The sequence below is a fragment of the Amaricoccus tamworthensis genome, from assembly GCF_049800875.1.
GTDB lineage: Bacteria > Pseudomonadota > Alphaproteobacteria > Rhodobacterales > Rhodobacteraceae > Amaricoccus > Amaricoccus tamworthensis.
In genome coordinates, this window is record NZ_JBNAFV010000002.1 from 372,228 (window position 1) to 393,616 (window position 21,389).

18 protein-coding genes are annotated in these 21,389 nt (G+C 58.7%); 16 read left to right on the plus strand and 2 right to left on the minus strand.

Translation table 11 applies throughout. From position 1 onward, the window contains the following. The first annotated feature begins 258 nt into the window (after positions 1-258). From ACP15P_RS06115 to ACP15P_RS06190, 16 genes are all read left to right on the plus strand, one after another. Complete coding sequence (locus ACP15P_RS06115; protein WP_424927622.1) at positions 259-771, plus strand: putative pterin-binding protein; 513 nt, start codon at positions 259-261, stop codon at positions 769-771. 14 nt (positions 772-785) lie between these two features. Continuing rightward, positions 786-2,402, plus strand: coding sequence for a sensor histidine kinase (locus tag ACP15P_RS06120; protein ID WP_424927623.1), 1,617 nt, complete (start codon positions 786-788; stop codon positions 2,400-2,402). Positions 2,403-2,531: 129 nt separating this feature from the next. Further along, complete coding sequence (locus tag ACP15P_RS06125; RefSeq protein ID WP_424927624.1) at positions 2,532-4,094, plus strand: response regulator; 1,563 nt, start codon at positions 2,532-2,534, stop codon at positions 4,092-4,094. Positions 4,095-4,098: 4 nt separating this feature from the next. Then, positions 4,099-5,550 (plus strand): sigma-54-dependent transcriptional regulator, encoded by a 1,452-nt coding sequence (locus ACP15P_RS06130; RefSeq protein WP_424927625.1) that lies wholly within the window; start codon positions 4,099-4,101, stop codon positions 5,548-5,550. Positions 5,551-5,609: 59 nt separating this feature from the next. Beyond that, positions 5,610-6,011, plus strand: coding sequence for a cytidine deaminase (gene cdd, locus ACP15P_RS06135; protein WP_424927626.1), 402 nt, complete (start codon positions 5,610-5,612; stop codon positions 6,009-6,011). Positions 6,012-6,050: 39 nt separating this feature from the next. Further along, positions 6,051-7,358, plus strand: coding sequence for a thymidine phosphorylase (gene deoA, locus ACP15P_RS06140; RefSeq protein WP_424927627.1), 1,308 nt, complete (start codon positions 6,051-6,053; stop codon positions 7,356-7,358). Continuing rightward, positions 7,358-8,563 (plus strand): phosphopentomutase, encoded by a 1,206-nt coding sequence (locus tag ACP15P_RS06145; RefSeq protein ID WP_424927628.1) that lies wholly within the window; start codon positions 7,358-7,360, stop codon positions 8,561-8,563. The genes deoA and ACP15P_RS06145 overlap by 1 nt, the downstream gene beginning before the upstream one ends. Beyond that, positions 8,560-9,555 carry an adenosine deaminase gene (locus ACP15P_RS06150; RefSeq protein ID WP_424927629.1) on the plus strand — a complete coding sequence of 332 codons (996 nt, stop codon included), beginning with the start codon at positions 8,560-8,562 and terminating at the stop codon, positions 9,553-9,555. Before ACP15P_RS06145 ends, ACP15P_RS06150 begins: the two co-directional genes overlap by 4 nt. Further along, positions 9,552-10,187, plus strand: a complete 636-nt coding sequence (gene upp, locus ACP15P_RS06155; protein ID WP_424927630.1) for a uracil phosphoribosyltransferase — start codon at positions 9,552-9,554, stop codon at positions 10,185-10,187. Before ACP15P_RS06150 ends, upp begins: the two co-directional genes overlap by 4 nt. Before the next feature lie 184 nt (positions 10,188-10,371). Next, on the plus strand, positions 10,372-12,066 hold the full coding sequence (locus tag ACP15P_RS06160) for a response regulator (RefSeq protein WP_424927631.1): 1,695 nt from the start codon (positions 10,372-10,374) through the stop codon (positions 12,064-12,066). 524 nt (positions 12,067-12,590) lie between these two features. Next, positions 12,591-13,730, plus strand: a complete 1,140-nt coding sequence (locus tag ACP15P_RS06165) for a LacI family DNA-binding transcriptional regulator (protein WP_424927632.1) — start codon at positions 12,591-12,593, stop codon at positions 13,728-13,730. A 35-nt stretch (positions 13,731-13,765) separates the two neighbouring features. After that, the gene (locus ACP15P_RS06170; RefSeq protein WP_424927834.1) at positions 13,766-15,091 is read left to right on the plus strand and encodes an ABC transporter substrate-binding protein; all 1,326 of its coding nucleotides are present in this window, start codon (positions 13,766-13,768) and stop codon (positions 15,089-15,091) included. 64 nt (positions 15,092-15,155) lie between these two features. After that, positions 15,156-16,403: a carbohydrate ABC transporter permease gene (locus ACP15P_RS06175; RefSeq protein ID WP_424927633.1), complete on the plus strand. Its 1,248-nt coding sequence runs from the start codon at positions 15,156-15,158 to the stop codon at positions 16,401-16,403. Further along, positions 16,400-17,629: a carbohydrate ABC transporter permease gene (locus tag ACP15P_RS06180; protein ID WP_424927634.1), complete on the plus strand. Its 1,230-nt coding sequence runs from the start codon at positions 16,400-16,402 to the stop codon at positions 17,627-17,629. The genes ACP15P_RS06175 and ACP15P_RS06180 overlap by 4 nt, the downstream gene beginning before the upstream one ends. Before the next feature lie 4 nt (positions 17,630-17,633). Next, a complete protein-coding gene (locus ACP15P_RS06185) occupies positions 17,634-18,899 on the plus strand; it encodes an MGH1-like glycoside hydrolase domain-containing protein (protein ID WP_424927635.1) in 1,266 nt (421 codons plus the stop codon). A gap of 1 nt (position 18,900) precedes the next feature. Further along, positions 18,901-19,950, plus strand: coding sequence for an ABC transporter ATP-binding protein (locus ACP15P_RS06190; RefSeq protein ID WP_424927636.1), 1,050 nt, complete (start codon positions 18,901-18,903; stop codon positions 19,948-19,950). Positions 19,951-20,020: 70 nt separating this feature from the next. Here the strand turns inward: ACP15P_RS06190 and ACP15P_RS06195 are convergent, their stop codons facing one another. Together ACP15P_RS06195 and ACP15P_RS06200 are read right to left on the minus strand one after the other, a co-directional pair. Beyond that, entirely contained in the window at positions 20,021-20,284 is a 264-nt protein-coding gene (locus ACP15P_RS06195) for an FtsB family cell division protein (RefSeq protein WP_424927637.1), read from the minus strand. 168 nt (positions 20,285-20,452) lie between these two features. Further along, entirely contained in the window at positions 20,453-21,382 is a 930-nt protein-coding gene (locus ACP15P_RS06200) for a class I fructose-bisphosphate aldolase (RefSeq protein ID WP_424927638.1), read from the minus strand. Positions 21,383-21,389 lie beyond the last annotated feature (7 nt).

A 21,389-nucleotide genomic window follows, 5' to 3' on the forward strand; every position in this document is an offset into this window, starting at 1 on the left:
AGGCGCGGAAGTTGTAAACGTGGACGGGTTTTCGGAAACCGTAACAGGTTGTGGTTTCCGGGAACTGTGCTACGTTACACACACCCTCTGTGTTTTAATCGGCGGAAATCCCATTGTGAATGAATTTGTCGGATTTTTGGCTTAAGCCACTGTTTACAGTTCGTTCAACTTGGCGTTGTAGACGAGTTGACAATTGAGGGTTGAACCGATTTTTCCAGGTGTGAACCCGGATTTGTCTGGCTAGGAGGAGGCGGAAAAGTGGTTTCGGGTTTTTTGGGATGTATCCGTGCAGGCGCAATGGTCTGTGCCATCCTTGCTCTGGCCGCGGTTGTCGATGTCAGGCCTGCCTCTGCCGCTTCGCCGGCGCTTACGATTGACGGGAGCGCTCTGGGCGGTGACGTGATTGAGCTTTCGATCGAACAGCTTCGCGAAATGCCGCAGACGACGGTGGTTACCACCAATGAGTTTGTCGACGATGCGGTGACCTATCGCGGGCCTTTGGCGCGGGAGGTTGTGGCTCTTCTGGAGGCTGACGGCGCGACGTCGCTGACCATGACGGCAATCAACGATTTTGCCGTTGACGTGCCCATGTCGGACGTGACCCGTTATGATGTCATTCTTGCACTTGAGGCCGATGGAAAGGCGCTTTCCCGTCGTGGAAAGGGCCCGATCTGGCTGATGTACCCAATTTCGGACAACCCCGAACTCAGGGGAGATCCCGTGATCAACACGCGCCTGATCTGGCAGTTGATCCGAATTGAAGCGAAATAAGCTTGTTTGTCACCGTGCCACGCTACGTTGCCGTTTTTGTTCTTCTTGCAATGGCCGTGCTGGTGGCGGTGGGTTTCGTTACAATCAGGCGGGATGTCACAAGCCTCAAGACGATCAGTCAGGACAACATCCTGTGGACCGCGTCGCAGCTCGAAATTGAGTTTCTGAAGTTCCAGCTGAGCATCGCGTCCCTCGCGGTGGAGCCAACCGAGGAACGCCTGGAACACGTTCACGAGAGGTTCGACATTCTGTGGAGCCGTGTCGATCTGATGGGCGACGGGCCGGTCGGGTCGATGATGCGTCAATACGACGAGGGGTATCACTCGCTGGAACTGATCCGGGATTTTGTCTGGGATGTGGACGAGGTTTTGGCGGCGCTGACCCCGCAAAGCAGCGAAAATATTCAGACCATCATTGACCAGACCCGTCAGCTTCAGGACGAAATGCATCTTTACACCCTCCGCGTCGTGCGGGGGGATGCGGATGCGAGTGCGGCCGTGCGGGACAGGATCCAGCGCAGTTCGCAGGCCACCGCGCTGATCAGTCTGGGGGCGGTGCTTCTGAGTATTCTGTCCCTTGTTCTGATCCTGCGGGAAAACCGGCGGCAGAAGGAAATTGCGGACCTGAACCGCCGCAACGCTGAGGAAGCCGAGAAGTCCAGCCGCGCCAAGTCGCGGTTCCTGTCGATGATGAGCCATGAGTTGCGCAATCCGCTGAATGGAATTCTCGGCCCGCTTACGCTGCTGTCACAGGACAATCTCTCCGGTGGATCGCACCGGCTTGTCTCCCAGGCCAAAGGGTGCAGCCAGTCGATGCTGAACATGCTCTCCGGTATGCTCGATTACGCGGAGATTCAGGACGGGCGGTTCCTCCTGCGGCCCGCGCCGTTTGATCCCAATCAGCTGGGCAAATCCATAGAGGCGGCTCTCGACGGGGATGTTCAGGTCCGTGCCGTGACGCTCGCGGAGGACATGCCAGAGCGGATTGAGGGAGACGAGGAACGGATCAGGCAGATATTCGTCTATCTGTATGAGTACCTGCTGGAGGCCACGGGGGCTGAGACAATCTCGCTGGATTTCAGCCACGACGGGGACAATCTGGTTGGCAATCTGAAAGTCCTTGAGACGACACCTGCGATAACGTGGAAGCTCGATCTTCTCATGGGCATCACTGAAGTGGCTCCGGATCAGGTGTCGGCTGACGCCCTTCGGCCCCTGATTGCGAGGGGGCTTGTGCGGGCCTGTTCAGGGAAACTCGATGTGGTTGAGGGGGATGACGATACCCAGACCGTGCGGGTGGTGTTGCCGGCCGAGGCGCTGGAATCCAATCGGATGAGGTTGCATCTGGAAACACGGTCCTTTGCTCTGGCCACGATCTACAAGGCGGCGCTGAAGTCCGAGAATGTAACCTTCGTTTCCGATACCGACAGTGAACCGGTGGATATGGTTCTGGTCGACAGTACGAGCGTAGGGGAAGAGCACCTGATGAACCGTCTGCGGGAGCAGTATCCCGGTGCCGTGTTCATCTCCCTTGGTCCGCCGGACAGCCCGGATTTCTTTGATGACATCGTTGAGACGCCAAATGACATGGGGCAACTGCGGTCCAGTATCACAAGTCGCATGGCGTCGTAGCGATTTATTTAAACCTGTTTTGCATTCTGCCGCCATTGATGTAGTGATAGCTGAAACGGATGCAGCTGTTTCAACTCAAGGTGGCGCAAAGAATTTGCGAATTCCGTTTTTGGCTCCAGTGAGGTGACCATGACTTTCGTTGGTCTCAACAGACAAGATAATGAGCAGCTGCCACGGTTGGTGAGCCGGGATGCGCGCAACGCCGCCATGCTGGTGCATGACATTCGGGGTGCGCTGCGCGGCATTTCCGGCAGCGTGTCTGAACTGGAAGGTATGGAACTGGCAGATGCGGCGCAGGATCAAGTGCGGCGTTTGGCAACGGCCTCGGCGACTTTGGAACGGCTCGTAGAATTTGCTGCAGGTAACGGATCATCCGACGAAAATGCGGAAACGACGAACTTTCCGGAAGCCCTGTCGCGTCTTGAACGGCGCATGGCCGGTGAGGCGGCCTCCAAAGGTCTGAAATTCGGATTGGTAGAGGAAGGTATGCTGCCGTGCAGGGTCCGCATGGACAGCATCGGTTTCAACCGGATTGTCGACAACCTTGTTCTGAATGCCATCCACCACTCCGGCGGTGGAGAGGTGCAGGTTCGTGTTACGCGGTCGGGTGACGGCGGCGTAACGGTCGCGGTACTTGATGCCGGGCCTGGCGTACCGGAGCGGGTCATTCAGGACCTGCGGAATCTGGCCCTGAGTTCCCAGGGTGCGCCGGAAGCTGAGCACGGGCTTGGGCTTCAGATTGTTCAGGGGCTGACGGAGAAATACGGATGCGAGTTTTCCCTGGACAACCGCGCCGAGGGAGGAGCGGTTGCGACATTCGGCATTCCGGCCGACCTGTGCATTGATGAGAAAGCGGCCGCTCCGGCGTCACCGGTTGCCAGTGTGGCCTACGATTTTTCAGGGGTGCGCATTTTGCTGGCCGAGGACAATCCGACCAACCAGATGGTTGCAACCCAGATGCTCGGTGCAATGAATGCCGGGGTGACGGTTGTGTCCGATGGTGTTGAGGCGCTCGAGGAGTTTGAAAAGTCCGAATATGACCTTGTGGTCGCGGATATCGAGATGCCGCGACTGTCCGGGCTTGATGTTATTCGAACCATTCGCGCAAGGGGTGACGCGAGGGCAAAAACGCCGATTGTTGCACTAACGGCCTACGCGATGCGCGAGCATCGTGACAGGATAAATGAAGCCGGAGCCAACGGCCTGATTTCGAAACCTATTACCAGCATCAATGACCTTGGCCGATCCCTGTCGGAGTTTGTCAGTGCTGCTGGAAGTCGGACGTCAGCCGCTGGGACGGCGGTGAACGGGGGACAGTCGGGGGTTGATACGGAAGGTGAACCGGTGATTGATCTTGGCACGTTTGCGGAACTTCGCGATACTATCGGCACGGAAATGCTTGCCGAACTTCTCGAGAAAGTCATTACTGATCTCGAGACATCCAAAACCGAGTTGGAAATGTCAGTGAACCCACTCGATCGGCTGCAGATACGGTCGTCCTCGCATATTCTGATTTCGGTTGGTGGCGCGATCGGTGCCAATCGGCTTCAGTACTGTGCCCGGACCCTGAACACCGCGGCTCACGACGGCACTGCCGAGGGGCTGGACGACCTGGTTCGGGAATGCGTGCGCGAGATTGATGCCGCGATGGAATTCGTCCTGGAACAGCAGCAGGCGAACGGTCCCGGATAACCCCATGTCAGACAGCCTGCTTTTGGTAGAGGATACTGAGACGCTGTCTCTGATTTACTCCCGGACCCTCAACCGGGCCGGGCATCAGGTCGACTGCGCCTACAGTCTTCAGCAGGCTCATGAAATGATTTCGGCGGACCGCCCAAGGGTGGTTCTGCTTGATCTCCAACTACCGGACGGGGATGGAATTGACCTGCTTGACCGGCTTCGTGTTGAGGCCCCGGATGTGCGCGCGATTGTCATTACCGCCAATGGTTCGATTTACCGGGCGGTGCAGGCCATGCGGGCGGGTGCGTTCGATTTTCTGGTGAAGCCATTTGACGATGCCCGCCTCGTCAACGCGGTGCAGAACGCCTTGACCTCCGCTCCGGCGCCGGTGGTGGTGGAAGAGGATCAGGAGGTCGACGCGCAGGGGTTTCAGGGGTTTATTGGCTCATCGGAGGCGATGAACGGCATTTACCGGATGATCCGCTCCATTGGACGTTCGACCGCGACGGTCTTCATTACCGGCGAGAGTGGAACCGGCAAGGATGTGTGTGCGCGGGCGATCCATTCCATGTCGACGCGTGCGTCGAAACCTTTTGTGCCCCTGAATTGTGCGGCCATTCCCAGGGATCTTTTGGAATCGGAGGTGTTTGGGCACCTGAAAGGAGCCTTTACCGGTGCCCTGAGTGACAAGCCTGGTGCGGCGGCGGTGGCGGATGGCGGGACGCTGTTCCTCGATGAAATCTGCGAGATGGATCTGTCGCTGCAGACCAAACTGCTGCGGTTTTTGCAGACCTCCACGATTCAGCCGGTCGGCGCGTCACGACCGCGGAATGTGGATGTGCGAATTGTCTGCGCGACCAACCGTGATCCGATCAAGGAGGTCAAGGCGGGGCGGTTTCGGGAGGATCTGTATTACCGCCTGCATGTGGTGCCGATACACATGCCGCCGCTGGCCGGGCGGGGGTCCGATATTCTGGATATTGCGGAAGCGTGTCTGCAGGAGTTCTCCGCGGAGGAGCACCGGCAGTTCAAGGGGTTTGACGAGGAGGCGTCGGCTCTGCTGGCGCGACACCCGTGGCCTGGAAATGTGCGTCAGCTGCTGAACGTCATTCGCAACGTGGTCGTGCTCAATGAGGGTGAACTGGTTACGGCGGGAATGCTGCCGCCGGACATGTTTGTTGACCTTTCAGCGGCAACGGCTGTACCGCCTGCACCGGTTGGACGCGGGTCGGTCGTGTCGAACCTGCCGGGCAGGCCACCAGTGGCGACCGGGAACGCCATGGCCGGGCTGGTCGGGCGACCGATGGCCGAGGTGGAACGCGGTCTTATTGAGGCGACGATCGAACACTGCAACGGGTCGATCCCGCAGGCCGCCAAGATCCTAGAACTTTCCCCCTCGACGATCTACCGCAAGATCGAGGTCTGGAACCGGGCTTCGGCTGGCGAGGAGCGGCGTTCGGTCTCTTAACGCTTGCCATCGGCTTCTCCGCCTGCCCATAAAAGCAAAACGGTAATCGAGGGAAGTCCATGAACCTTTTTGAGGTCGCGCTTGCCGCACGCGAAAATGCCTATGCGCCGTATTCCGGTTTCAAGGTCGGCGCGGCGATCCGGACGCGGGATGGCCAGGTGTTTGGCGGATGCAATGTTGAGAATGCCGCCTATCCTCAGGGCACCTGCGCGGAGGCGGGTGCGATAGCGGCGATGGCCGCGGCGGGCGCGCGGGAGATTGCGGAGGTTCTGGTTGTCGCCGGGGGCGACATGACCGTCACGCCCTGCGGTGGGTGCCGCCAGAAGCTGTCCGAGTTTTCCGGCGATGACACGGTGATCGTGATGGCCGGGCTCGACGGCGAGCGGGAGCGGACGACCATGGCGGATCTGTTGCCCGGCCGGTTTTCGGTGACCCATCTGGATGGTGAGAAGCATGACTGATTTTCGCGCTGTCACGTACTGCCGTGTCGGTGACAACTGATGCTGGCGCAGGAGATCATTGCACAAAAACGCGATGGTGGCACGCTTTCCAATGAGCAGATCCGCTTTATGGTTGAGGGTCTGACATCGGAGACGATTTCCGAGGGCCAGGTTGCCGCCTTTGCCATGGCCGTGTTTTTCCGGGGCATGGAGTTGAGCGAGCGCGTGGCGCTAACGCTTGCGATGCGGGACAGTGGTTCGGTTTTGTCCTGGGATCTGCCGGGGCCGGTGGTGGACAAGCATTCGTCGGGAGGGGTCGGCGACAATGTCAGCCTGATGCTGGCTCCCGCGCTGGCGGCCTGTGGTGCTTATGTCCCGATGATTTCAGGCCGTGGACTGGGGCATACGGGCGGGACGCTGGACAAGCTGGATGCAATCCCGGGCTATGTCTCCCAGCCAGATGAGGAGACGATCACGAAGGTCGTCCGCAACGTCGGTTGTGCCGTGATTGGACAGACCCCGAATGTGGCTCCGGCAGACCGAAGGTTTTACGGGATCCGTGATGTGACCGGAACAGTTGAGAGCGTGGACCTGATCACAGCGTCGATCCTCTCAAAAAAACTGGCTGCGGGGTTGCAGGGCCTGGTGCTCGACGTGAAATGCGGCAGCGGAGCCTTCATGTCGAACCTCGATGACGCAAGGGCGCTGGCGCGGTCTCTGGTCGACGTTGCCAACGGGGCGGGTTGCCCGACACGTGCCCTGATTACGGACATGAACGAGCCTCTTGCCAGCTGCGCGGGCAATGCGATTGAGACGGCAAATGCCGTGCGGTTCCTGCGGGGCGATGAGATTGACGGGCGTCTCTATGATGTCACGGTTGCTTTGGGTGGAAATCTCCTTGCGGAATGTGGCCTGGCCGAGGGCCGTGACGACGGGGCGGCGAAGATCCGGGAGGCGTTTTCCTCCGGGGCCGCGGCGGAAATCTTCGGCCGGATGGTCACGGAACTGGGAGGCCCTTCAGACTTCATGGAAGGCTTTGAGGGTCATCTGGCCCGGGCGCCTGTGGTGCATGAGGTGACGGCAGATCAGTCCGGATTCGTTGATGCCATTGACACGTTTGCGCTTGGCATGGCGGTGGTGGAACTTGGCGGGGGTCGGCGGCGGGCGAGTGACAAAATCGACCCGTCCGTGGGGCTGCTGCATTGTGCCGGGCTGGGCGGATGGATGGAGCCGGATACACCGCTGGTGTTGATCCATGCGGCCAGCCATGCTGATGCCGAGAAAGCGGAGCAGCGGGTGCGCAATGCGTATTCGATCTCTGATACGTGCCCGCCGGAAAACCCGCTTATCATTGAGCGGGTGACCTGATGGCGCGGGGTATTCTTATCGTTCTGGACTCGGTTGGGTGCGGTGGTGCCCCGGATGCCGATGCTTTCGGGGACGAGGGGGCGAATACCCTCGGGCATATCATCCAGGAATGTGCGGCCGGAAGAGCGGAGGAGGGGCGTTCGGGTCCGCTGAATGTGCCGAATATGGAGGCAATGGGTTTGGGGGCGGCAATCCGGGCCGCGTCGGACATTGATCTGCCCGGATTTGAAGGCGAGCCGAACGGTATCTGGGGGGCGGCGGTTGAACGATCGAGGGGGAAGGATACCCCGTCCGGGCATTGGGAGTTGTCCGGATTGCCTGTGCCGTGGGACTGGCACTATTTTCCCGAAGGCGACCCGTCGATACCTGGAACCGTGACAGATCCGATCATTCAGAAGGCCGGAATTCCTGGTACGCTGTGCAACGGTCATTCGTCGGGCATGCCGGTTCTCGACAAATATGGTGAGGAACACATCCGAACCGGAAAGCCGATTTTCTATACCTCAGCCGACAGTGTTCTTCAGATCGCGGCCCATGAGGAGGTCTTCGGTCTGGAACGGTTGCTGGACCTGTGCCGAACGGCGGCTGAGGTGGTGCATCCGATGCGTGTTGGGCGTGTCATAGCTAGGCCCTTCGTCGGGCAGACGTCAGGGAATTTTACGCGTACCGCCAACCGGAAGGATTTCGCGATTGAACCGCCGGGTGACACTTTGCTTGACCGGGTTGTCGCCAGTGGTGCGCGAACGCATGCAGTAGGCAAAATTACGGACATATTTTCCGGGCGCGGCGTCAGCCGGAAGTACAAGGGCCGCAACGACTCCGAGAATGTCGACGCGTTGTTGAACGCTTTGGATGAAGCCGGGGACGGTGACTTCATTTTCGTTAACCTGGTCGATTTCGATACGCTCTATGGGCATCAACGGGACGTTTCCGGCTACGCGGCCAATCTGGAAGCTTTTGACCGAAGGCTTCCGGAGATTTTTGTAAAACTTCGGCAGGGTGATCTGCTGTTCATCACGGCGGATCACGGCAATGACCCTACCTGGACAGGGACTGATCACACGCGGGAGCAGGTGCCGGTGTTGGGAACGGGGCCTGGCATCGCCGCTCAGCCGACGGGCGCGATCACATTTGCGGACGTTGGAGAAACGGTTGCCGCGCATTTGGGGCTTGCACCGGGGGAACACGGGAGGTCTTTTCTTTGACGGACTGGAGGCATGTTCCAAAAGTTGAGTTGCATCTGCACCTGGAGGGAGCAGCACCGCCGGTATTTATTCGTGAACTTGCGGCCGAAAAGAAGGTGGATCTTGCCGGGCTTTTCGATGACGCCGGCAATTACGCATGGTCTGACTTTGCGGAGTTTCTCAAGGCTTACGAACGGGCCTGCGAGGTTCTGACCACGCCCGGCGATTACCACCGGTTGATGGATGCGGTCCTGCGGAAGTCAGCGGAGGACGGCGTCGTATATACCGAGATTTTTCTCGCGCCTGATCTGTGCGGTGACGGCAGTTCGGTTGCCTGGGCCGAGTACCTGGCGGCGATGACGGAGGCTGCCCGGGAGGCTGAAGATCAGCACGGGATTGTGGCACGGTTCATCCCTACGGCAGTGCGGCATCTGGGTGCTGAGACGGCTGAGCGCACGGCGGAGACGACGGCGTCAAACATGAACGAATACGTCACCGGTTTCGGTATGGGGGGCGAAGAGCGGTTTGGCCATCCGAAAGACTTTGCTCGGGCCTTCGCTCTGGCGGGCGAGGCTGGTCTGGGGCTGACCGCTCATGCAGGTGAGATTTGTGGTGCGGACAGCGTTGCGGATGCGCTTGAGCACCTCAAGGTCACCCGGATCGGCCACGGCGTGCGCGCGATTGAGGACCCGGCGGTCGTGGAGATGCTGCGCGAGCGGGGAACGGTCCTTGAGGTTAATCCGGGGTCGAACATTGCGCTGGGCGTTTATGGGGACTGGAACGAACATCCCATCAAAAGGCTGCGCGATGCGGGCGTAAAGGTGACGGTATCGACGGATGATCCGCCGTATTTTCATACGGATCTGCCCATGGAATATGACCAGCTGTCCCGGTGTTTCGACTGGAACAAACGGGATTTTCTTGAAATGAACCGTGTGGCGATGGGTGCGGCGTTCTGCGATGAGGAAACCCGCAGCAAGATTTACGATATTCTGGAGAATGGGGACGCATGACATATCCAAACCTTACCGTAGTTGATCATCCGCTGGTGCAGCATAAGCTGACGATCATGCGGGAGCAGGGAACCTCGACCGCAGGGTTTCGTAGGCTGCTTCGTGAGATCAGTCATTTGATCGCCTATGAGGTTACGAATGATCTTCCCCTCGTGGACAAGACGATTGAGACACCACTGAAAACCATGCAGGGCAAGGAACTCGGCGGGAAAAAGCTCGCGCTGGTGTCGATTTTGCGTGCGGGTAATGGGCTTCTGGACGGTATCCTTGATCTTATTCCCTCGGCGCGGGTTGGTTTTGTCGGGCTTTACCGGGACGAGGAAACGCTCAAGCCCGTCCAGTACTACTGCAAACTGCCGTCGGACATGGCGAACCGGGTGACGATTGCGGTCGATCCCATGCTGGCCACCGGAAATTCATCGGCTGCGGCGATTGACCTTCTAAAGGATGCGGGAGCCACTGATATTCGTTTCCTTTGCCTGCTCGCGTCGCCGGAGGGCGTGCAGCGCATGTATGAAGCCCATCCGGATGTACCGGTGATCACGGCGGCCCTTGATGAATGCCTCGACGATAACGGCTATATCGTTCCCGGGCTGGGCGATGCGGGTGACCGTATGTTCGGCACGAAGTGAGTTCACTTCCGGCTACAGTTATCTGATTTCCTTCCGGAAACTGCGGGTCCAGGGATTTGGTAACCCGCAGGGAATAAGCGTGTTGTGATCCGTACCTGATGGTGCGGTTACAATTCCCGTGTGCGCGGGTGTGTCCCATTTGAGGGGGCGTGCCGCCCGGCGCCTGTTGCAGTTGGATGATTGGTTGTTGGCCAGCGTCAAATCCGTTGCGGTTCTGCTGTTTTTGGTGGGGACTGCTGCCATATCGGCCACCTATTTCGCGGTTGACCGGTACCGGGCGAATGTTCTTGCGCAGGTGACTGCGGACATGCTGGCCGACCTTGGGGATCTCGACGACATTGTGGCTGCGACCCCTGAGCATCGCGCGGAGGGGGAAACTTCAAGACCGTCAGCGTCGCCGCGGAGTGATGTCGAGATAGTGGGCGTGTCCACTGTGGCGCCAGAGGAGGAGTCCGGGGACGCTGAAATACTGCGTCTGGTCACGGAAATGGCCGAGAGTGGCGTCGCGGAAACATGGAGTGATTTTGATGCGGAGGGTGATAACGGAACCCTTACTGTCGTCGAACCGATAACGGCGTCGGACCAGGCCTGCGTCAGTTGTCACAACGAGATACCTTCGACGACCGCGAACGTGCAGCCGGGGGATGTGCTCGGTGCGGCGGTGATTGAAGCGCCGGTTGACGTGGATTTTAGCGGTGTTCGCAGGCTGGCAATGCTGTTTGGTTTGGCGGGGGCGGGAACGGTTTTGTTGGCTACAGTGCTCCTGGTCCGGACGGCGTGGAAGCAGCGGCGGTCGAGGGATGCAGAAGCCGTAACCGGCGAGACCCAAGTGCCTGACGTTTGTGTGGATGCTGCGGAAGCGGATGTGGAGCCGGAGGTTGACGAGCCGGTGTCAGGTTCCAGGTCTGACCGGCGTGGATTAAACTGGAGCGCGATTGCAGCCCTTTTTCGTCTCTCGAAGACGACGCGGAAAGGCGTGAGCAATACGGAGGCCGAAGAGGATGACGCGCCTTCCGATCCCCCGGCGCCTCACATCCTAGCGGAAGTGACCGGACGGGTGCTGATCGTGGACCCGGATTATGCCAGTGGACAGCGGGTGGGGGGAACGCTCGCCGTTGAGGGGATACAGGGTATGCCTGTCACCTCGGTCGTGGATGCGGGCCGTGCTGCGGACCGGCTGATGGTTGGGGATGAGAAGATCGACTGTGTCGTAGTGGCGCAGGACCCGAAAGCGACGCACCATCAAAAGGCGATCGAGTTCATTCGGAAATACGAGCCATTCCGCGATACGCCGATTGTATTTGTCGATACTTCGGATCAAACGGTTATCGGTGTGCATACCGTCGACCAAGGCTACCAGAAAGCCAAAGGCGGGCGGAGAGGGCTGTTGGCTGAAATCCTTGGGTTGATGGAAAGGTCCCGGTCGGGTCACACAACGACCGCCGGTGAGGCGACCAGGCAACCGGTCGACGACACGCCCCCGGAAAAGCCAAAACGGAAAAAAAACACCATCGACGTTCTTGTGTGCGAGGATGATGAGGTCAACCGTCTGTTGATGACGACCGTTCTGAAGAAAATGGGGCTGACCCATGTGGTTGCGAAAAGGCGTGCCGATGCGGTCAGGTTCTATCAGAAGCGCAATCCCGGGATCATCCTGGTAGATGTGTCCTCGGCGCGCCTTGGAGGATTGCAGGCCGTGGCGGAGATCAGGCGTTCGGAGAGCAGCGCGGACACCAGGGTGCCTATCCTCGGGATCGCTACAGAGACCGGTGATCAGGTTCGGGACAAATGCCGCAAATTTGGCATAGACGACCTGATTTCCAAACCTGTGCGGTTTGAGGAGATGCAGTCGATGATTACGGAATGGACCGGCAATTGATGTCGTCGACTGGGCATTGCGTTGATTCGAGTTTGGAAGTTTTGGGCGTGGTTTTGGCACGATAAATCGGCTGCGTCTGCTTTCGTTTCCGAAACCGGTTTCGGAAATCCGAAATTTATTTTTGGCCGCCGGTCAGCGTGAAATTGCGCAATTTAAGGTTGCTTCGGATGGGCACCGATTTCTTTGATTGAGCAAGCGGTGCATCCGCACCACCGATTTCCTACGGCATTCGTAGTCGGTTAAGATTGTCGTAACAACCTTCTGATTTCGTTTTGAATTCCATTATTTGCCTTGTTGTGGCTGATCTGCACGATGCGCACCCGCCGCGGCCTTTTGGATATTGATCGCGAGGCTTGCTGCCGAAGTCCGGGCGCTTCACGTCAAGCGTTGTTTTCACTCCGCTCGGCAAGCGACACATCATAAGTTTTGTTTGACAGGTGCGGCGGCCGACGACTAGTCGTTTGGAAAAGGTTCTGAAACCGGTTTCTGAAAAAGCCGCTTATCCTCGAGGGAGGACCACCAGTTTGAAAACCGTTCCTGATCCGGGACAGGCATATGGCACAACGGCTCGTCGTGTGACGATTGCCGATGTCTCCAGGGATCTCGGATTGACCAAGGGAACGGTTTCGCGGGCACTTAATGGCCACCCGGATATTGCTCCAGCGACACGGAAGCGTGTGCAGGATGCGGCGACGCGAATGGGCTATAATCCCCTTCCACAGGCGCAGGCGATCCGGACGGGACGGACACGGTCGCTGGGTCTGGTGCTTCAGTTCAGCGACCACGACCGGCAGAGCCCGTTCCTTGCCGGGTTTTTGTCCGGAATATCCCATGCCGCCAGTCAGGAGAACTGGACGCTCACCGTTGCGACTTCCGAGTCAGGCGACGGTACACTTGAAATTATGAACCGGCTTCTGAGCGAGCGTAAAGCGGACGGGTTCATTCTGCCGCGCAGCCTGGTAAATGACCGGCGTGTAGCTCTCCTGCTCGAAAGAGACGTGCCGTTTGTCCTCTACGGGCGGCCGATAGACCCGGAAGGGTGCGCCTGGTTCGACATCCTGGGCGAGGTCGCCATGTGCGAGGCGGTTACCCGGTTGGCCGAGTTGGGACATGAAAGGATTGGTTTCGTAAACGGTGGCACGCGGTTTACGTACAGTAATCTTCGCCGGAGTGGCTTCGAAAAAGGTATGGCTGAGGCCGGGCTGGAGGTTGATCCCGGGCTCATCCTGTCCGATGCGGTACGGCGTGCTGACGGCGCGGTGGCGGCGCGGCGTTTTATTGAACACCCGAAGCCACCGACGGCGATCATATTTGCCACCGACAAGGCGGCCCTGGGGATGTACGACGTCGTGGGGGACTACGACCTGCGTATTGGCAGGGAGATATCGCTGATCGGCTACGATGGTATTGTCGAAGGCACCTACGTTACGCCGCAACTGACGACCTTCGCCGTGGACAACAGGTTTGCGGGCGAACGACTGGCTTCACTGCTTATTCAAAGGGTGCGCGGTGAAGCTCCTGAAAATCTGCGGGAAACCGCCTCGGTTCCACTGATGGACCGCGGCTCCATATCGGCTCCGGTGGTTTCCAGCAGTGATCTGGCCAGGCTTGTGGCGGATCGAATGAAATCCAATGGATCGAAAAACCTTACAGGGGGAAAATAATGACCATCAAGAAAACGCATGCGTGGCGGGCACTGATGTCCGGGACGGCGACGGCAATGGTATTCCTTGCCGCGTCGGCCTCGGCGGACAGCATCCGGTTCTGGACCACCGAGGAACAGCCGGAGCGCCTTGCCAAGCAGCAGGAACTGGCAGCGCAGTTTGAGGATGCGTCCGGGCATTCGGTTGAGGTTATTCCGGTTACGGAATCCGACCTTGGAACGCGCGCAACCGCCGCGTTCGCCGCGGGCGATCTGCCGGATGTGATTTATCACACCCTTCAGTATGCGCTTCCCTGGGCCGAGGCGGGCATTCTGGACATTGATGCCGCCACCGACATCATCGAGGATCTGGGTGAGGACACCTTTGCCCCCGGTGCGCTGAACATGGCCGCCATGGAAGACGGCTTTGCCTCCGTACCCGTCGATGGCTGGACCCAGATGCTGGTGTATCGCAAGGACCTGTTCGACGAGGCGGGTCTCGATGCGCCAACGTCCTATGAGGCCGTGGAAGCGGCGATTGAGGCGCTGCACAATCCGCCCGAGATGTTTGGTTTCGTTGCGGCGACCAAGGTTGATGAGAACTTCATGAGCCAGGTGCTGGAGCATGTGTTCCTGGCGAACGGCGTGTCGCCGGTAGGAGCCGACGGGTTCCAGCCGCTTGATGAGGCGGCGACGACCGAGGTTCTTGAGTTCTACAAGGCGATCACCGAGGCATCGCCTCCGGGTGAGCTGTACTGGCAGCAATCGCGTGAGCTGTATTTTGCCGGCAAGGCGGCCATGATCATCTGGTCCCCGTTCATCCTCGACGAGCTCGCCGGACTTCGTGACAGCAACCCGCCCACGATCACCGGCGATCCCACATCCACGGAACTGGCTTCGAAAACGGGTATCGTGACCAACTTCTCCGGACCCTCCAATCCTGATGGCGCGGCCTGGGCTGACATCCGTTACTTCGGTGTGACATCGGATGCGAACACGGATGTTGCGATGGAGTTCGTGAACTTCTCCATGGAGGACGGATATCTGCAGACCCTTTCCATTGCGCCGGAGGGGAAATTCCCCGTCCGCAAGGGAACAGCTGAGAACGCGAGCGAATTTGCGGAGGGCTGGGCCAAGCTTGACGTTGGGGTGGACCGCAAGGCGCCTCTCGCTGATCTGTACTCCCAGGAGATGATCGACGAGATCGTCGGCGGTCTGAACGTCGCGCAGCGCTGGGGCGTTGCGGAGGGACAGCTCTCGCTGGCCTCCAAACTGGTCAACAGCCAGGTGATTAACCGTCTGGTACGTGAGTACATGGACGGTGAGCGGGATGCGTCGGCGACGGTTGCCGCGCTTAACGAGGAACTCGCCAAGATCAACTGATCGGACCCGGGCGGCGGCTGTTTGACCGCCGCCCGGACACAAACCTCAAAACCAGGTCTGCACCATGTCACATACGAGCCCTCCCGTCGGGACCGGGCCGCTGATGCGCCGTGAGGCGCGTCTCGCCTGGGGCCTGCTCTCCCCAACCATTTTCAGTGTCTCGCTCGTGGTAATTCTGCCGCTGCTTGCGATTTTCTGGATCAGTTTCAAGCCGATTACCCTGTCGGACCTGCGCGCGCCGGCGCCGATTGTGCGGGAGGATCTCCGTGGCAATCCCGAGGTGGCGGGCGATGAGGCGACACTGCGCTACAGGTTGCGAAATTCCAGCCAGGATGGCGAAATCCGGGATGTGGCCTTTGTCGATGAAATTGCCGAGGGACTGACGCTCACCGGTGAAGTCGACGATCGCTGTGTGCTCGACGGTCGGATGCTGACCTGTACCTTCGGTGACTGGGAACCGGGGTATCGTGAAACCCTCGCAATTCCTGTCACTGTCGATCAGGCGTATCTTGACGCCGACATCTCACCTTCGGACCGGCCTGCCGAGGTGACGGGGCGGGCCACCAATCCTTTGACGTCGTTTAACTTCACGTTCGAGAATTTTGCGGCGATTTTCGATGGCAGCGAGTTCTGGGGCGTCCTGGGCGTCACGATTTTCTACACTGTGTTTGGGACCATCGGTGCGCTGGTTGTGGGACTGTTTGCCGCTTTGCTGCTCGACAAGTCGTTTCGCGGGCAGGGGATTCTGAGGGGGCTTTATCTGTTTCCCTATGTCGCGCCCGTGATTGCGGTCGCGTTTACCTGGGTGATGCTGTTTGACCCGTTTTCCGGATCGGCCAACGCATTGCTGATGCAGATGGGCGTGACGGAAGCCCCAATCAATTTCTTTGGGGAGCGGCCTCTCGCGCTCATCATGGTGACGGTGTTCGAAATCTGGCGTTACTTTCCGCTCTCGTTCCTGTTCATTCTGGCGCGGATGCAGTCGATTGACTCCGACATGTACGAGGCGGCGGATATGGACGGTGCGAGTCCGTTTCAGAAGTTCCGCTATCTGTCGCTGCCGCAGCTGCTTGGCATTTTGTCGGTGCTGTTCCTGCTCCGGTTCATTTGGACGTTCAACAAGTTCGACGACATTTTCCTGCTCACCGGCGGTAATGCCGGGACGCGGACGCTGACGGTGAACGTTTATGAGCAGGCGTTTGCGATTTCGAACATTGGGGCGGGGGCCGCTGTGGCGGTGGTGATTTTCGCCTGTCTGATCCTGTTCTCGTTCGTGTTTTTCCGCTTCATGAGCCAGGAGGAAGGGCTGTGAGTATGGTACGGAATGGTTATGTGACCGGCCCCGTCATCGGTGCGCTCTGGTCTTTCACAATGGCGATTGTTGTTTGTGTCGCCATGTCGTTTTCCACCGGCGATGCACTGGCGCCTTCGGTGATCTCGTCGCTGGTATTCGGAGCTTTGGCAGGTTTTTTGATGCTGCCCGGAGTGCTGGAGGGGGTCAGAGAGCATTTGGTGCCGGCATTAGTGCTGGTGGCTTTGACGGTCATTTCGTTCATCCTGTTTCGGCCGGCGATCTTCGGGCCGGCGGAAACGGGGCTCTTTACGAAGCTGATCGGGTGGCTGCTGATGATTGCGGCCACGTTTGGATCGGTTCGGGTCATGTTGGCAGGTCTTCCCTTCGGGTTGGCCAACCGGCACGAATTTGAGGAGGCGGTGATCCGGTTTTTGACCGGGTTCGGCTACGTCTTTTTCACGGCCCTCGTGATCATCCCGTTCTACGTGATGGTGATGACCAGCCTGAAAAACCAGCAGGATCTTATGCTCAATCCGTTGGACTTCTCACTGGATCTGGCCAAGGGTACTGAACTGTTTCGCAGTTATTTCGAGCTGTTCCAGGACTTCAACTTTGGCTCCTATCTGCTGACCTCCCTGATCGTGTCTGTCGTGACGGTGTTCATCACCCTGTTGCTCGCCGTGCCCGGTGCCTACGCGGTTGCCCGGCTCAGGTTCCGGGGGCGGGTGGCGTTTTCGCGGTCCATTCTGTTGATCTACATGGTGCCGATGATTGTTTTGGCACTGCCGATCTACATCGCGTTTTCAATGACGGGGTTGAGGAACTCACTATTGGGTATCGTGCTCATTTATCCGGTGACCACCATTCCCGTCGCGCTCTATATGCTGCAGGGATATTTCCGCGGGCTGCCGGAGGAGATTGAGGAGGCGGGCCTTATGGATGGCCTGTCGCGGCTGCGTGTGATCTGGAAAATTACCTTGCCGCTTTCGCTGCCCGCGCTGGCAAGCGTGTCGCTCTATGTCTTCATGATCGCCTGGAACGAGTTCCTGCTCGCTTTCATGCTGCTTGATGACCCCTCAAAATTCACCCTTACGAGAGGGGTGGCCATGCTCAACTCGTCGGAAATTCCGAGACAGCACCTGATGGCTGGGTCGGTGATCGCGACAGTTCCAATCATGGTTCTATTTCTTGGACTGGAGAAATTCATGACTAAAGGCCTCACAGCCGGTTCGGTGAAAGGATAGCACCATGGCAACTATTGAGGAACTTGACGAACAGGCGCGGGAAATTCTCCGCCGCAACGACCGGGGGGGGTATTCCGTACCGACTGCGGGACTCTATCCCTACCAGTGGAACTGGGACAGCGCGTTTTCCGCCTATGGCTATGCGGAATTCGACATCGACCGCGCCTGGACGGAGCTGGAAACGCTGTTTTCCGGCCAGTGGGACAATGGCATGGTGCCACATATCCTCTTCCACCAGGCGGATGACGGCTATTTCCCTGGACCCGATGTCTGGGGCGCGCAGGGACATGGGCCCATAGATTCGTCCGGCATCAGCCAGCCGCCGGTGGCTGCGGCGTTTGCCCGGCGTATCCATGATCTGGACCCTTCAGTAGGTGCCGAGCGGGTTGGTGCGCTGTTTGAGCCGATGCTCAAATGGCATCGCTGGTTCATGAAATGCCGGGGCGAGAGCGGTGCGATCTGTATCACCCATCCGTGGGAGTCGGGTCGAGATAATGCTCCCAGCTGGGACAAATCCCTGGCGGCGGTCGATGCCTCCAACGTTGGGCCATATGTGCGTCGCGATACCGGTCACGTGGATGCGTCCATGCGACCGACCAAGTACGACTATGACCGTTATATCGCGATTGTGAATTTCGGCCGGGACAACAACTGGGACGAGGACGTGATTCTGACCGATGGTCCATTCCGTGTTGCGGACCCTACGATGACCTTCACGCTGCTGCGCAGTCACCGCGATTTGAGTTACCTTGGGCAGGAACTGGGACGGGACACATCCGAAGTTGATGGCTGGATTGAGGAGCTTGAAAGCGGCGCGGCCAGCCTGTGGAATGAGACAATTGGTGCGTATGACACCAAAGATCTGCGCACCGGTGAGTTCGGGGGAACCGCATCGAGCGCATCGTTTCTGAACTGGTACGGCGGCGTGGAGAACGGGGTCGCGCTCGACACGCTGAAGCAGTTTAACGCCGGAACCAAATACGGTGTTGCCAGTCATGATCCCCGTCTGGGGTCATTTGACCCGAAACGCTACTGGCGCGGTCCGGTCTGGGCCGTGGTCAACTATCTGGTTGGGTCTGGGCTGGGGTCATGCGGCCACATGCAGGAGGCGGAAAAGATTCGGCAGGACACGGCGGAGCTGATCTCGAAGAACGGATTTGCCGAATACTACGACCCAAATACCGGCGAGCCGGCAGGAGGCGGGAGCTTTTCCTGGACGGCTGCCGTTTGGCTGAGTTGGGCGTCACCGAGTGCGGGGGAGGGAAACTGAAATGGGATCCATCGAACTTAAGGCCGTCGAAAAATGGTACGGTGAGGTTCAGGTCATCAAGGGTGTCGACCTGAAGATCGAAAATGGCGAGTTCATCATCTTTGTCGGGCCCTCCGGATGCGGCAAGTCAACGCTGCTGCGGATGATCGCGGGCCTGGAGGAAACAAGCCGGGGCAGTATTCTGATCGATGATCGCGATGCCACGGCTGAGCCGCCGTCGAAGCGTGGTCTTGCCATGGTTTTTCAGTCCTATGCTCTTTATCCGCACATGTCGGTTGGCGAAAATATGGGGTTCTCCCTGAAAGCTGCCGGCGCACCCAAGGCCGAGATTGAGGCCAAGGTCAACGAGGCCGCGAGTGTCCTGAAACTGGAGCCGTTTTTGGATCGCAGACCGAAGGACCTGTCCGGTGGGCAGCGTCAGAGGGTTGCAATCGGGCGGTCGATCGTTCGTGATCCAACGGCGTTTTTGTTTGATGAGCCGCTGTCCAACCTCGATGCCTCACTCCGGGTGGAGATGCGGTACGAGATTGCAAAACTCCATCAGACGCTCGATTCGAGCATGATTTACGTGACGCACGATCAGGTCGAGGCCATGACGTTGGCCGACCGGATCGTGGTGCTGGATGGTGGGTATATTGCCCAGGTTGGGACGCCGCGGGAACTCTATGAGAGGCCCGGGAACCTGTTCGTGGCGCAGTTCATCGGCAGTCCGAAGATGAACGTGATCCCGTGTTCCACCAGTGATGGCGCCTACAGCCTGGATGGCGGTCGCGGTGGCGCCTATACGGGGTCGGTGCCGGTGACGCAATTGGGGATACGGCCCGAGCACATTTCCATTGTCGCTGAAGGCGAGGGCCAGTGTGACGGCACGGTCGATCTGCTCGAATACCTTGGCGCGGATACGTTTGTGATTGTCGATGCAGGAGTGCTCGGGAAGATCACCGTTCGGGTTGTCGGCAACGCCGACGTCCGTGTTGGTGACAGGGTCGGTTTGGAGTTCGAGCAGGACCTTACACATTTCTTTGACGCCAACGGTCAGGCGGTTCGCTGATCGCGGACTCCAAAACGTGAATCCGCAGGATTGGATCCTGCGGATGCGTATTTATGGCCTGCGGCCGTGATTAGCGGATGATAATTTCGTTTTCGCGGCCGAGGCCAAGAACCACACGGGCCCGTTCGTCCAGAAGCTCAAGGTCGAGCGTTTCGGTGGAGAGGCGGCGGGTTTTGTTTGCCACGCGCTCGCGTTCAATCCTGAGTTCGGCAAGCTGCTTCTCGAGGTGACCTTCCTCGGCGTTGATCTCGAATAGCCTAAACAGGCCGTATTCGCCCTGAAAAACGGCAATGGTCAGATAGACGACCAAAGACAGCATAACGAGTGAAAACACCGTGCTGCCGGTGTTGCGCCCAGCCCGTCGAAAACCTCCAACTCGCATACCAATTCTGCCTGCAATTCTTGTTTTGCGGCGAGTTTGGCAGAAAGCGGGGGACTTGTGAATCCCCCGATTCCGTATGATTCGACCTAAATTGAATCAATTGTGCGGTCGTGTGGCGAGTCAGTCACGGCCCTTGTAGATGTCGATGATCTTGCCGAGCATTGCCAGTGCATCCTCGCGGGAGCGCTGGAACGTGTTGCGGCCGATGATCGAACCGTTACCGCCCCCGTCGCGAATGGCGCGGGCATCCTCAAATACGGCATTTTCGCCTTTCGCGGCACCGCCGGAGAACACCATGAGGCGGCGGCCGTTGAATGCGGACTGTACGCAGTGACGGACGCGGGCGGCCTGATCGGCAATGTCGATTTCCTGTGCCTCATAGACCTTTTTGGCTTCACCAAGCTCAAGGTGATCCGTCGACAGTTTTATTTTGATGATATGGGCGCCGAGCAGGGCCGCGATCTGGGCCGCATATGCGGCAATGTCGATTGCGGTTTCGCCGTCCTTCGTCAGGGCTTCGCCGCGCGGGTAAGACCAGATCACCGTTGCGATTCCTTTCGAGGCGGCTTCCTCACGCATGGCCGCGATTTCCTCGAACATGTCAAGACCGGCGGTCGAGCCGGGATAAATCGTGAAACCAATTGCCGAGCAGCCGAGTCGGAGAGCATCATCGACGCTCGCCGTGATGGCCTGGTCCTTGAACGCATCGGACGGAATCAGGGAGTTCGCGGAGTTGACCTTAAGAATAGTTGGAATTTGACCCGCGAAAGTATCGGCACCCGCCTCAAGCATTCCAAGCGGCGCGGCATAGGCGCTGAGACCGGCATCGATGGCGAGCTGGTAGTGGTAGTGCGGATCGTAAGCGGCCGGGTTGGGCGCAAAACTGCGGGCCGGGCCGTGCTCAAATCCCTGATCCACGGGAAGAATGACCATTTTGCCGGTTCCGCCGAGTTTGCCGTTCATCAGCATCTGGCAGAGTTTGCCCTTCACCCCCGCATTGTCACTTTCGTAGTTGCTGAGGATCTTCTGGACCGTTCTCGTGGCTTTCATGATCGTC